Origin of the sequence: Tistrella sp., from assembly GCF_002684955.1 — a bacterium.
GTDB classification, from domain to species: domain Bacteria; phylum Pseudomonadota; class Alphaproteobacteria; order Tistrellales; family Tistrellaceae; genus Tistrella; species Tistrella mobilis.
In genome coordinates, this window is the sequence record NZ_NYWI01000033.1 from 19,919 (window position 1) to 33,214 (window position 13,296).

At 69.2% G+C, this 13,296-nt stretch carries 13 protein-coding genes; 10 read left to right on the forward strand and 3 right to left on the reverse strand.

The genetic code is table 11. From position 1 onward, the window contains the following. Nucleotides 1-99 precede the first annotated feature (99 nt). From CMO28_RS10540 to CMO28_RS10585, 10 genes are all read left to right on the forward strand, one after another. Nucleotides 100-519, forward strand: coding sequence for a c-type cytochrome (locus CMO28_RS10540; RefSeq protein WP_296713209.1), 420 nt, complete (start codon nt 100-102; stop codon nt 517-519). A 40-nt stretch (nt 520-559) separates the two neighbouring features. Then, on the forward strand, nt 560-1,258 hold the full coding sequence (locus CMO28_RS10545; RefSeq protein ID WP_296713212.1) for a uracil-DNA glycosylase family protein: 699 nt from the start codon (nt 560-562) through the stop codon (nt 1,256-1,258). Between the two features lie 214 nt (nt 1,259-1,472). Further along, nucleotides 1,473-3,515 carry a sigma-54-dependent Fis family transcriptional regulator gene (locus tag CMO28_RS10550; RefSeq protein WP_296713214.1) on the forward strand — a complete coding sequence of 681 codons (2,043 nt, stop codon included), beginning with the start codon at nt 1,473-1,475 and terminating at the stop codon, nt 3,513-3,515. Nucleotides 3,516-3,878: 363 nt separating this feature from the next. Further along, nucleotides 3,879-4,961 carry an ATP-NAD kinase family protein gene (locus CMO28_RS10555; protein ID WP_296713216.1) on the forward strand — a complete coding sequence of 361 codons (1,083 nt, stop codon included), beginning with the start codon at nt 3,879-3,881 and terminating at the stop codon, nt 4,959-4,961. Between the two features lie 60 nt (nt 4,962-5,021). Beyond that, nucleotides 5,022-6,026: a thiamine pyrophosphate-dependent dehydrogenase E1 component subunit alpha gene (locus tag CMO28_RS10560; protein WP_296713218.1), complete on the forward strand. Its 1,005-nt coding sequence runs from the start codon at nt 5,022-5,024 to the stop codon at nt 6,024-6,026. A 34-nt stretch (nt 6,027-6,060) separates the two neighbouring features. Next, the gene (locus CMO28_RS10565) at nt 6,061-7,068 is read left to right on the forward strand and encodes an alpha-ketoacid dehydrogenase subunit beta (protein ID WP_062767076.1); all 1,008 of its coding nucleotides are present in this window, start codon (nt 6,061-6,063) and stop codon (nt 7,066-7,068) included. A gap of 18 nt (nt 7,069-7,086) precedes the next feature. Continuing rightward, a complete protein-coding gene (locus CMO28_RS10570; protein ID WP_296713222.1) occupies nt 7,087-8,199 on the forward strand; it encodes an acetoin dehydrogenase dihydrolipoyllysine-residue acetyltransferase subunit in 1,113 nt (370 codons plus the stop codon). Nucleotides 8,200-8,203: 4 nt separating this feature from the next. After that, nucleotides 8,204-8,998 (forward strand): SDR family NAD(P)-dependent oxidoreductase, encoded by a 795-nt coding sequence (locus CMO28_RS10575; RefSeq protein WP_014748453.1) that lies wholly within the window; start codon nt 8,204-8,206, stop codon nt 8,996-8,998. Nucleotides 8,999-9,372: 374 nt separating this feature from the next. Next, nucleotides 9,373-9,528: a hypothetical protein gene (locus tag CMO28_RS10580; RefSeq protein WP_296713225.1), complete on the forward strand. Its 156-nt coding sequence runs from the start codon at nt 9,373-9,375 to the stop codon at nt 9,526-9,528. Nucleotides 9,529-9,663: 135 nt separating this feature from the next. Then, on the forward strand, nt 9,664-10,833 hold the full coding sequence (locus CMO28_RS10585) for a JmjC domain-containing protein (RefSeq protein WP_296713227.1): 1,170 nt from the start codon (nt 9,664-9,666) through the stop codon (nt 10,831-10,833). A 2-nt stretch (nt 10,834-10,835) separates the two neighbouring features. On the opposite strand, the gene CMO28_RS10590 is transcribed toward CMO28_RS10585, so the two are convergent. The 3 genes from CMO28_RS10590 to CMO28_RS10600 form a co-directional block, all read right to left on the reverse strand. After that, a complete protein-coding gene (locus CMO28_RS10590; protein ID WP_296713229.1) occupies nt 10,836-11,741 on the reverse strand; it encodes an aspartyl/asparaginyl beta-hydroxylase in 906 nt (301 codons plus the stop codon). A 72-nt stretch (nt 11,742-11,813) separates the two neighbouring features. After that, the gene (locus tag CMO28_RS10595; RefSeq protein WP_296713232.1) at nt 11,814-12,092 is read right to left on the reverse strand and encodes a PqqD family protein; all 279 of its coding nucleotides are present in this window, start codon (nt 12,090-12,092) and stop codon (nt 11,814-11,816) included. Nucleotides 12,093-12,169: 77 nt separating this feature from the next. Beyond that, the gene (locus CMO28_RS10600; protein ID WP_296713234.1) at nt 12,170-13,273 is read right to left on the reverse strand and encodes a siderophore-interacting protein; all 1,104 of its coding nucleotides are present in this window, start codon (nt 13,271-13,273) and stop codon (nt 12,170-12,172) included. Nucleotides 13,274-13,296 lie beyond the last annotated feature (23 nt).

Below are 13,296 nucleotides of genomic sequence, written 5' to 3' on the forward strand. Positions count from 1 at the left end.
ATCGCTTATTCTAGATTGACGCCCGAGAGACAGCCGTGATCCGCCGGGGCAACGGCGTGCGCGGCCGAGGCGCAGATACATGAGGATGAGACAAGATCAATGAAGACCCGTTTCCGCATCGCAACCAGCTTCCGCATCGCAACCAGCTTCCGCATCGCAGCCCTGGCCGGCCTCGCCGGCCTGATGCTCGCCGCAGGCCCCGCCGCCGCCGAGGGTGACGCCGCCAAGGGCGAGAAGATCTTCGCCCGCTGCAAGGCCTGCCACACCATCGAGGCCGGCGGCCCCAACCGCGTCGGCCCCAATCTCCACGGCGTCTACGGCCGCGAGGCCGGCAAGGCCGAGGGGTTCAAGTATTCGAATGCCGTGGCGGAGTCCGGCGTGGTCTGGACCCCTGAAAACCTCGACACCTACCTCACGGCCCCGGCAAAGTTCATCAAGGGCAACCGCATGGCCTTCGCCGGGCTTGCAAAGCCGGAAGAACGCGCCGACATCATCGCCTATCTCGCCAGCCAGAAATGAGCCGGAGCGCCCCCGTGCGGTCACCGGCCCGGAAGGATCATTGACCGACAGCGCCGGACCTGACGTCTTCACCGCCGCCGCCCTGGCCCGACATCTGGGCCGGGTGATCGCCGCCCCCACCACCGCCGATGCCGGGGCGCATGCCACCCTGGAGGCGGCGGTGACGGCGGCGCGCGGCTGTACGCTCTGTGCGCCGCATCTGCCGCGCGGCCCCCGCCCGGTGCTTCGGGCCGGCGCGAGCGCCCGCATTCTGATCGTCGGGCAGGCGCCGGGCACGAAGGTTCACGAGACCGGTCTGCCCTGGAACGATGCCAGCGGCGACCGGCTGCGCGACTGGACCGGGCTCGACCGCGAGGTGTTTTACGATCCGGCCCGCATCGCCATCATCCCCATGGGGTTCTGCTATCCGGGCCGCGGCACCGGCGGCGACCTGCCGCCCCGGCCGGAATGCGCCCCGGCCTGGCATCCGCGGCTGCTGCCGCATCTGCCCGAACTGCGCCTGGTGATCCTGGCCGGCACCTATGCGATCGGCGCCTATGCCCGGCCGCTGCTCGGCCCTGCCTTCGCACGTGCACCACTCTCGGACGTGGTCGCAGCCTGGGAAACCCTGCCCCCGGGCATCATGCCCCTGCCCCATCCCTCGCCCCGCAACCGACGCTGGCTGCGCGACCGGCCCTGGTTCGAAGACCGTGTGGTGCCGGCGCTGAAGCAGCGGGTGGATCATGCGCTCGGGCGATGACGCAGCGCAGTCTTTCGTGTCGCACCGCAAGAAAAACCGGTAACACGACGTCGTCACAGATCAGCCTTTTCCATTTATTTCAAGACCATGCATGCAGACCTCTTGTGCCGTTTCTGTCGCACGGCGCCTGAAACTGCGTTAGGATTTCACCCAGAGAGAGACGATCGCCGGCATGACCGGCGCCACGTCTCCGATCCTGGGGAGGACCTACACGATGGTGGCCATGCATGTGCGGGACCATATCGAGGAAGTCGTGCGTGTCGTCTCGACCGAGACGCCTGAGCCCGGCACTGCGGCGCGGGTCCCTCGGGGCCTTGCCCGGCCGCAGCTGCGCGCCTCCCCCTTCCGCGACCCGCAGCGGGGGGACACCCCGCTGCGCGACGGGCTGATCCGCGACAGCTGGCGGCGCTGTGTCGCGACCCACGGCCTGGACCCCACCCGGCTGCAGGAAGCCCGCATCCTGCCCGAGGCACGGGTGCGCGAGCATCGCGAACGGCTGGAAGACCTGATCCGCACCGCCCGCTTCGGCCTGGAAAGCCTGCATCGCCGCATCGCCGGCCAGGGCTATGTGCTGCTGCTGTCGGATGCGCGCGGGGTGACGGTCGATTTCATGGGCGATCCCACTTTCGACAATCATCTGCGCCGTGCGGGGCTGTATCTGGGATCGGACTGGAACGAGGCCCATGCCGGCACCTGTGGCGTGGGGCTGTGCATCGCCTCGGGCGAGGCGCTGACCGTGCATCAGACCGACCATTTCGACGCCACCCATGTCGGGCTGACCTGCACCTGTGCGCCGATCCACGATGTCGACGGCCGCCTCGCCGCCGTGCTCGACATCTCGGCCCTGCGCTCCCCCACGCCTAAGGACAGCCAGCATCTGGCCCTGCAGCTGGTGCAGGACTACGCCCATACCATCGAAATGGCCAATCTGGAGCGGCGCTTCCGCGACCGCTGGCTGGTCCGCTTCAGCCTGTCGCCGGATTTCGTCGAGGCCGACCCGGATTGTGCGGTGGCGCTGGACGATGACGGCCGCATCCTGGGCATGACCGACCGGGCCCGCCGTCTGCTCGCCGGCCAGAGCGACGGCAGCGCCCGCGACCCTTCGGCGGTGATCGGCCGGCATTTCAACGAACTGGTCGATTTCGACGTCGAGCGCCTGGGCGAGCTGGGCCGCGGGGCTGCGACCGAATCCTGCGGCATCGAGGTCCGCTCGGGCCGCATGCTCTATGCCCATGCCGCCCCGCCAGGCCCGGCCCCCACCGCCCGCAGCCGCCCCGACACGCTCCGCCGCGGCACCCATGGCCTGCCGGCACCGCTCGCCGCCCTCACCGGCGGCGACCCTGCCATCCTGGCTATGCTGGGCCGCGCCGCCCGGCTGGTCGAGGCGCCGGTCGCGATCATGATCCGCGGCGAAACCGGCACGGGGAAGGAATATCTCGCCAAGGCCCTGCACCAGTCGCGCCGCAAGCCCGGCCCCTTCGTGGCGGTCAACTGCGCGGCCCTGCCCGAAAGCCTGATCGAAAGCGAGCTGTTCGGCCATGTCCCCGGCGCCTTCACCGGCGCCCGCGCCCGCGGCCATGCCGGGCTGATCCGCGAGGCATCGGGCGGCACGCTGTTCCTGGACGAAATCGGCGACATGCCGCTCGCCCTTCAGGGGCGGCTGCTCAGGGTGCTGGCCGAACGCGAGGTGCTGCCGGTCGGCGGCGCCCGGCCGGTGCCGGTCGACATCCGGGTGATTTCGGCCAGCCATCGCGACCTGATGGCCGAGGTGCGCGCCGGCCGCTTCCGCGAAGATCTGTACTACCGCCTGAACGGCGCCCTGCTGACCCTGCCGCCGCTCAGGGAACGCGCCGATCTGGACTGGCTGGTCGGCCGGATGCTGGCCGACGGCGCGGCCGATCCCGCCGGCCACCGCCTGGATCCGCAGGCCCGGCTGCGCCTGCGCGCCCATCACTGGCCGGGCAATCTGCGGGAACTGGCCAATGCGCTGGTCTGCGCCCGGGCGGTCTCCACCGGCGGCGTGATCCGGGTCACCGACCTGCCCGAAGACCTGCAGGCCCCGGCGCTCAGCGCCCAGGCCCATGCCATCGGCCCCCATCCGCGGGCGCGGGAGGATGCCGAGATGCTGCGCATGGTGCTGAAATCCCACCGCTGGAACGTCTCGGCCGCCGCCCGGGCGCTCGGCATCGACCGCACCACCGTCCACCGCCGCATGCGCCGCCTGGGCATCCGCCCGCCGCATCGGGTGGAGGGGTGAGGCGCGGCAGGCCATAGGCTCCTGAACGCCACGATCAGCGACAGTACAGGTGGATTCCCGCCTCCGCGGGAATGACGTTATCTTTTTGTTCTAACACAATAAACTGTCATCCCCGCGAAGGCGGGGATCCACCTTTGCGTCACGATGCACGACATCGGCAGGAGGCAGATCCGATCTGCGCCCGCCAACCTGCGGCACCCGCATCGCCCGTGGCGCCACAGCTGTGGCAGGGTGCACGCGACGCGCCACAGCGGCTTTCGCCCAAGCATTTGATTCTGCTCAAAACATAGAACTGGCCCGCCTTTTGCCACTCTCAGCCCGGACCGCACCGTCAGATGTGCGGCGGCAAGATGGATGAGGGGCATGGAAACGCGACGAGACGACGCAGCGCCGCCTGCGGGCGCGCCGCTGGTGGGCGTGATCGCCAATCCGGTCTCCGCGCGGGATATCCGCCGGGTGATCGCCAACGCCACCAGCCTGCAGATCGCCGACCGGGCCAATATCGTGCTCCGGATTCTGGCCTGTCTGCGCCATTTCGGCATCGGCCGGGTGGTGATGATGCCGGATACCGGCGGGGTGCGGTCGCATGTGAAGCGGGGCCTGCACCAATCGGCCAATCGCGGCGACGGCCGCTTCCCGGCGGTCGAGTGGCTGGACATGGCCGTCACCGCCACCGCCGACGACAGCATCGAGGCCGCCCGGCGCATGGCCGCCATGGGTGTGGCGGTGATCGTGGTTCTGGGCGGCGACGGCACCCATCGCGCCGTCGCCTCGGCCTGCGGCCGCGTGCCCATCGCCGGCGTGTCGACCGGCACCAACAACGCCTTTCCCGACACCCGCGAGGCCACCGTCACCGGGCTGGCCGTGGGCCTGGCCGCCGCAGGCCTGGTACCGGCCGAGGTGGCCTTCCGCCCCAACAAGCGGCTGGAGGTGACGGTTGCCGGACACACGGAAACCGCGCTGGTCGATGTGGCGGTGGTGGCCGAACGCTATGTGGGGGCCCGCGCGCTCTGGCGGACGGAAAGCTTCCGCGAGCTTTTCGTCACCTTCGGTGACCCGCGCACCATCGGCATGTCGGCCATCGCCGGGCTGTCGGCGCCGGTCGACCGCGAGGCCCCCTTCGGCCGCCATCTGCGCTTCGCCGACCCCGCCCATGCGGAACGGGTGCTGCATGCCCCGATCGCCCCCGGGCTGATTCTGCCGGTCGGCATCGATGCCATCACCCGGCTGGATCCCGACCAGCCGGTGCGGGTGATGGCCGAGGCCGGCTCTCTCGCCTTCGACGGCGAGCGCGAAATCGCCTTCACCGCAGCGGACGCCCCCACCGTCACACTGCGCACCGATGCCTTCCGCACCGTCGATGTCGAGGCCTGCATGACCCATGCCGCGGCGGAAGGCCTGTTCTTCGACGGGGTGCGGGCACCGCCTGTAAACGCCCGCGCCTGACCACTCCTACGGCTCAACCACGAAGGCGGACACACCGCCACCATCCAGGGAGGATGACCGATGCCGGATTCAAAGCCCGCCCGTCCCGACGGGCCGCTGCCGCTCGATCACGACCGGCTGCTCCACGCCTACCGGATCATGCGCACCATCCGCGATTTCGAGGAACGCCTGCATGTCGATTTCGGCCGCGGCGACATCCCCGGCTTCGTGCATCTCTATGCCGGCGAAGAGGCGACGGCCGCAGGCATCATGATGCATCTGAACGATCAGGACCGCATCGCCTCCACCCATCGCGGCCATGGCCATTGCATCGCCAAGGGCGTCGACGTGATGGGCATGATGGCCGAGATCTACGGCAAGACCACCGGATCCTGCCGCGGCAAGGGCGGCTCCATGCACATCGCCGACCTGTCCAAGGGCATGATGGGCGCCAACGGCATCCTCGGCGCCGGTGCGCCGCTGGTCTGCGGCGCGGCGCTGGCCGCCAAGGTGCTGGGCCACAAGGGTGTCGGCATCAGCTTCGTCGGCGACGGCGCCTCCAACCAGGGCACCTTCCTTGAAAGCCTGAACCTGGCCGCCGTCTGGAATCTGCCGGCGATCTTCGTGGTCGAGAACAACGGCTATGCCGAAAGCACCGCCTTCGAATGGGCGGTCGCGGCCGACAGCTATGTCGACCGTGCGACCGGCTTCGGCCTGCCCGGCGTCACCGTCGACGGCACCGATTTCTTCGCGGTGTACGAGGCCGCGGGCGAGGTGATCGCCCGGGCGCGCGAGGGCGGCGGGCCGTCGCTGCTGGAATGCAAGATGGTCCGCTTCTTCGGCCATTTCGAAGGCGATGCCCAGACCTATCGCGCCAAGGGCGAGCTGGAGCGCATCCGCGCCGAGCAGGACTGCATCCGGATCTTCCGCAGCCGCGTCACCGGTGCGGGCGTGGTGACCGATGCCGAATGCGACGCGATCGATGCCGAGGGGGCAGAGCTGATCGAGCGCGCCGTGCAGGCCGCCAAGGACGCGCCGATGCCGTCCCCGGCGGATCTCCTCACCGACGTCTACGTCTCGTATTGAGCCGGTCCGGCTCTTCTTCCGGAGGATTTCCGTCATGGCCCGCAAGATCAGCATGAAAGACGCCATCAACGAGGCGCTGGACCAGGAGATGACCCGCGACCCCACCGTCATCATGATGGGTGAGGACATCGTGGGCGGCACCGGTGCCAGCGGCGAGGCTGATGCCTGGGGCGGCGTTCTGGGCGTCACCAAGGGGCTCTACGCCAAGCATGGCGACCGGCTGATGGACACGCCGCTGTCTGAAAGCGCCTATGTCGGCGCCGCGATCGGCGCCGCCACCTGCGGTCTGCGCCCCGTCGCGGAGCTGATGTTCATCGACTTCATGGGCGTGTGCTTCGACCAGATCTACAACCAGGCCGCCAAGTTCCGCTACATGTTCGGCGGCAAGGCCGAAACGCCGGTCACCATCCGCGCCATGGTCGGCGGCGGCTTCCGGGCGGCGGCACAGCACAGCCAGATGCTGACCCCGCTGTTCACCCACATCCCCGGGCTCAAGGTCGTCTGCCCGTCGAATGCCTATGACGCCAAGGGCCTGCTGATCCAGTCGATCCGCGACAACGACCCGGTGATCTTCTGCGAGCACAAGGCGCTCTACGGCCACGAGACCGACGTGCCGGCCGAATCCTATGCCATCCCCTTCGCCGAGGCGGCGGTGGTGCGCGAGGGCGGCGACGTCACCATCGTAACCTACGGGCTGATGGTCCATCGCGCCCAGGAGGCCGCCGCCCTGCTGGCGAAGGACGGGATCGAGGCCGAGATCATCGATCTGCGCACGCTCTCGCCGCTCGACATGGACACCGTTCTGGAAAGCGTCGAGGCGACCGGCCGGCTGGTGGTGGTCGACGAGGCGCATCCGCGCTGCTCGATCGCGACCGACATCGCCGCCCGGGTGACGCAGGACGCCTTCAAGGCGCTGAAGGCCGCGCCGCGCATGGTGACCGCACCCCATACCCCGGTGCCGTTCTCGCCCACCCTCGAAGACCTGTTCCTGCCCTCGGGCCAGGCGATCGCCGAGGCCGCCCGCGCGACCATCGGCCGCTGACCAGGAGACGAAACCGCAATGAGTGACGACCGCATCAAGCCGCTGGTGATGCCGAAATGGGGCCTGTCCATGCAGGAGGGCCGCCTCGCCGCCTGGCTGGTCGAGGAAGGGGCCGACATCTCGGTCGGCGACGAGATCATGGAGGTCGAGACCGACAAGATCACCAATGTCGTGGAGGCGGCCGATGCCGGCCGTCTCCGCCGCCGGGTCGGCCAGGAGGGCGAGGTCTATCCGGTGAAGGCCCTGCTGGGCGTGCTGGCCCCGCCCGAGGTCGACGATGCCGCGATCGATGCCTTCGTCGCCGCCTATGAGGTGCCGGCCGCGGGCGGTGACGACGAGGACACGGCCCCCGCCCATGCCTTCGTCGACACCCCGGCCGGCCGGCTGCGCCATGCCAGCCGCGGCGACAGCGGCCCCCATGTCGTGCTGATCCACGGCTTCGGCGGCGATCTCGACAACTGGCTGTTCAACATCGACGATCTGGCCGGCGCCGCCCGGGTCCATGCCCTCGACCTGCCCGGCCATGGCCAGTCCTCCAAGGATGTGGGGACCGGCGATCTGGAGGCGCTGGCCACCGCGGTGCTCGCCTTCATGGACAGCCAGGAGATCGAGGCCGCCCATCTGGTCGGCCATTCGATGGGGGGTGCGGTCTCGGCCCATATCGCCACCACAAGGCCCGGGCGCGCCCGGTCCCTGACCCTGATCGCCTCGGCCGGGCTGGGGGACGACATCGACCAGGGCTATATCGACGGCTTCGTCACCGCGGCCTCGCGCCGCGATCTGAAGCCCGTGCTCTCGAAGCTCTTCGCCGACCAGGCCCTGGTCGGACGGCGGCTGGTCGACGACCTGCTGAAATACAAGCGCCTCGACGGGGTCGATGCGGCGCTGGCGAAGCTCCGCGACGGGCTGTTCGCGGACGGACGCCAGAAGACCCCGCTCGCCGGTGCCATCGCCGCCGCCGATCTGCCGGTGCTGGTGATCTGGGGCACGGAGGACCGGGTGATCCCGGCCGCCCATGCCACTGCCGTGCCCGGGGCCACGGTCGAGGTCCTGCCCGATGCCGGCCACATGGTTCAGATGGAAGCGGCCCCCCGGGTCAACGAATTGATCCGGCGCCATATCGGAGGATGATCCCATGACCGCCTCTCTCCCCCTTTCCGGTCGCCGCACGGTGGTGACCGGCGCCGGCCGCGGCATCGGTGCCGCCATCGCCCGCGGGCTTGCCGCCCAGGGTGCGGCGGTGATGATCGCCGATCTCAACCCCGACACCGCCGCCGGCGTGGCTGACGAGATCCGCAAGGCCGGCGGCAAGGCCGCCTCCACCGCGGTCGACGTGCGCGAGCGGGCCTCGGTCGCGGCCATGCTCGACCGGACGATCGCCGAATTCGGCGGGCTGGACGTGGTGTTCAACAATGCCGGCATCGCCCAGGTCCGCCCCTTCCTCGCCATCACCGAAGACGACTGGCGGACGGTGATGGATGTGAACGGGCTGGGCGTGCTGATCGGCATGCAGGAAGCGATCACCCGCCTGCGTGCCCAGGGCACGGGCGGTGCGATCATCAACACCGCCTCCATCGCCGGCAAGCAGGGCTACGAGCCGCTGGCCCATTATTCCGCCAGCAAGTTCGCGGTGGTCGCCCTCACCCAGGCGGCGGCGCGGGCCTTCGGCGCCGAGAACATCCGGGTCAACGCGATCTGCCCGGGCGTGGTCGCGACCGACATGTGGAAGCTGATCGATCAGGGCTTCCGCGACTCAGGCCTCACCGGCCGCGAGAACGAGGCCTTCGATCAGTTCGCCGCCGGCGCCGTGCTCGGCCGCCCCTCCAGGGCCGAGGATCTGGTCGGCGTCGCCTGTTTCCTGGCATCCGATGCGGCCGCCTTCATGACCGGCCAGACCCTGCTGGTCGACGGCGGGATGGTGATGGACTGACCTCCCGGGTCCACACCCTCTTCCCCACCGCCGTCCCCACCCCGCCCCGGCTCCACCCGGGGCGGGGTTTTCCTGTAGGGCCCTATGCACGGCCTGTTTCCCACCGCCCGACACGACGCTGATGTTGCGCTTCCGTGACGTCGGGTGACGATACGGCAACCTTCAGGAGCGCGCGCAGTCACCGTGGAACAAGGCGCGCCTTTGCGGCCGGAACAATCACTCGCTTCTGCATATGTTGCCGTGCCGACGCATGACCGGAGGCGTCCGCCACACATCAGGCTCCGGAACAGATAAACCGGATTGACTGCCCTCCACCGCCCACGCAAATTGATGCCGTGTGGTTTCAGTTTTCCCAAATTGGGGGAGATCTTCGCATGACGCAGTCCGTGTCATCCGATCAGAATGCCGGCGGAGACGTCAAGACGGCAAAGGCCGCCTGGGTCCGGCCGACTCTCGATGCGATGGATCTGGTCACCACGACCAGGCTGGCCGGGGGCTTCGGCCCCGACAATGACCTGTCCCCCAGCTGAAGCCGACGTCTTTCAGGCCGGCTCACGAAAACAGCCCTGAGGCGGTGGTGTGAGCCGCGCCTCCACCCGATCGGATGATCCCGGCTGATCGGGATCTGCGCGGGCTCTGGCATCCGACCTGCGCACGGAGTGCCGATGATACCGTCCCTGGATGCCCTTCTGGCCCCCCACGACCCGGCGCTGCTCCATGCGGCCATCCGGGAACGCCGCATGGCCTGGTTCCGGACCGGCCATGATGATCTGTTCCGCGCGCTTCTGCCCTGGTCGACCTTCAACAGCCTGCTGGGGTCGGAGCGGCTGCTGGACGACCGGACCCGGATGGTGCGGCGTGGCCGCGACCTGCCGCGGGAAATGTGGAGCTATCTCGGCCCCGACATGAAGCGGGTGGTCGTGCCCGAGCTGTTGCAGCGGTTCTGCCATGAGGGGCTGAGCATCGCCCTCAATCAGATCCAGCATGCGGTCCCCGGCATCGCCGCCCTGGTCAAGATGCTGGAACAGGCGCTGCCGGCCCGCATCGGGACCAATGTCTATGCCAGCTTCGGCAGGGAAAGCGCGTTCCGCGCCCATCACGACCCCCATGACGTGCTGGTCCTGCATCTGCACGGCCGCAAGCGGTGGTTCGGGTTCGGGCATCAGAGCGCACCCCCGCCCGGCATGCCGCTCACCGACGACCGCCTCGGCCCCGTGCATTGGGAACAGGTGCTGGAGCCTGGCGACATTCTGTATCTGCCGCGAGGCGAGATCCACCGGGAGTCGGTCGAGGGGGAGGCATCCCTCCATCTGACCAACGCGCTGCTCTGGCCCCGGGGATCGGACCTGCTGCACTGGCTGGCCGGGAACGGGTTGGCCGGGAATGGGTTGGCGGCCGGCGATCTCGACCGGGACATCCCGGTCTACGGGACGGCCAGCGATCTGGAACGCTGCGCAGAAGAGCTGCGCGCCACGCTGCACCGCCTGGCCGATAGCGTCGATCTCACCGCCTTCCTGGCCGCCCACATACAGAAGCGACAGACCCGGCCGCCCTTCAATCTGGGCCTGTCGTCAGATTGCGCGCCGACCTGCTGGGTTCAGCCCCTGCCGGCACCGGATCTGCGCCTGCCGGCAGAGGGCGGCGCCACCATCCCGTTCAACGGCGAAGAGGTGACGCTGGATCCGGATGAGCGGGCCGTGCTGGCGGCATTGCTGGCCGGCGGCGCACGGCAGATCGCCAGCCTGCCCGGTCCGGCCGGGCTGGATATGGAGAGGGTGCGCGACACCGTCGCCCGCCTTGCCCGACGGTCCCTCGTCCTGCTGACGGAAGGCTGATCTCACGCCTGGCCGGCCTGCAGACGCAGATGCTCCAGGCGGTCGTGATACGCGTCCGCCAGATCACGGGCAAGCGCCGCCAGATCCGCGGTCACCGCCGCGCGTTTGCGGGTGCCGTCGGGCTCGAACCTCTGCCGGCCCGTCGGATCCTTGGCATGGCGGCCGGCCGCAAGGGCCAGACGATCGGCTTCCTCTGCGGTCGGTATCAGCCCCAGCCAGGGCAGGATCTGCGTCGTCAGGGCCTGGGGCAGGGCCTCATAGGGCACCAGCAGCCAATCCCCTGCCCCCTGACGCTCCACATCGCGCACCACCCCCGCCAGGATCCGCCCCAGCACCTGGGCGGCGAAGGCCAGGGGCGTGTCTGCAACCTGCGACGGCGTGCCCCCCAGAAAGAGCCCGGCCTGCATCCGATGCGCGGCCCGCCGCATCCATCCGGCCGGGCGGTCCCGCAGAGAGACCAGGATCTCGTCGGGCCGGCGGTAGACGAACAGCTTCGGCACGCCCGGAAAGGCCTGATCCAGCAAAGGCAGGTGCAGGGCATTCCAGCTGGACAGTTTCAGGATGAACCGGTCCTGGTCCGGCCGGGCGATCCGGGCGAGCGCGCTGGCGACCCGCTGCAGGGCCTCCACCTTTGTCGCAGCCGGCAGGAACGGCCAGACGCCATCGACGCTGAGCACGTCGTTGAGCGCCTGGGGCTCCGAGACCACATGGCAGCGGGTGAGCAGCGACAGGCTGCGCGAAACCAGGGTGGAGCCACAGCGGCCGGTATGCAGGATCAGCGCCGCGGGGGCCGGCGCACCACCCGTCAACGGCAGTTCAGCCCGCCAGACCGGCCCTGCCCCTGCAATCCTGTCGTCGAAGAAGGGCAAGCCCGGGTCCGTGCCGGCGATATCGGCCCAGTCGGCCATGATCCGGCCGGCCTCGTGATGAAGCCTGGCCGGCACGGGTTGCGGCACGACTGAGAGGACCGGGCCCATGGGTCAGCCGTGGATGCGGATCAGCTTCTGATCTTCCATCTGCCCCAGCAGATCCAGAACGTCGCGCTCGATCTCGGCAGCGGATGCGTCATACCGCTCCCCCAGCGACCGGCAGAGATCGGTCACATTCCGCGGCCGCTCCAGCTCCCGCCAGATCTCGGCGCTGATGCGGTTCAGGTTGAAGTACCGCCCCTGCTCCATATCCATCATGATCAGTTCGCCATCGGTTTCGGTGGCAAGCAGATCGGGGTTGGCCGAAACGACGCTGGAAAGCTCAATCATGGTCCGGTCACTCCGCCCGATGCGCCGAGGTTCTGATGTCCCCAGACCTTACTAGACGACAAGGTCTGCCATGTCCATCAGGCCGAAACCGACGCAATGCCCGCCGCGACGATATCCGCCTCGCTCATGCCCCGCCGCCAGTGGGAGAAGGCGATCATGCGGTCGGCGGAGATACCGACCTCCGCCTTCAGGAAGCCGCGCATCGCGCGGAACGCACTGTATTCGGCACCGATCCAGGCGAAGACATCGCCGCGATCGGCAGGCAGCGCCACCTGCCGCAATGTGTCCACAAGCAGGCTTGTGGTCCCCGGCGCTGCGGCGCCGCGATGCAGCCAGCGGATCTGAAGCTCCGGCGGGGCGGCGATCACCTGTTCCTCTGCGGCGTCGGCAATCTCGATCAGCGCCACGCCCCCCGCTTCCGTCGGCAGATCTTCCAGGATACGGGCGATGCCGGGCAGGCCGGTCTCGTCACCGGCGAGCAGATACCAGCCGGCCGGCATCGGCCCGTTGGCCGCCGGCCCCAGAATGCCGACGACATCGCCCGGCGCGGCCCCCCGCGCCCAGGCGGCCCCGGGCCCCGCGCCGTCATGCAGCACGAAATCGATGTCGAGCCGGCCGGCCGCGGCATCGATCCGGCGGATGGTGAAGATGCGCGAGGGCAGCACGTCGTTCCCCGGCCAGAGGATCCGGCCGTGATCGTCCAGTTCGGGCCAGCGCGGGGTGGTGACGCCCTTCGCCTGGAACAGCAGCCGGCAATGGATCTGGTCGGGCACCGCATAGCGGCCCAGATCCTGGCCCGCAAAGGTGATCCGGCGCATGCGCGGCGTCAGCTGCGTAACGCTGTGGACGGTGAGCACGCGCAGATCCTGCGGCAGGGCCGTGCCGACGGCATCGCCGGTCCAGCCGATCTGAAGATGCTCGGGCCGGGCGACGAAATCGATCAGACCGGTCAGGTCGTGCTTCAGGCGGTTGAAGGCCGCCGGGTCGGATGCTTCGACCGCCAGCCGGAGCACACCCTGCCCCGGCATCAGCCGGGCCCGGCCGAAATCGGTCTCGACCAGATGACCGTCCCCCTCGGCACGGAGCGTCATATTATGGGCCGAGAGCGAGGCGATGATGGTGTCGAGATAGCGGTCGAGATTGGCAAAGGCGATCTCGGCCTCGGCCTTGAAGCGTGGCATAGGGCTCGTCCTTCAGACTGTCT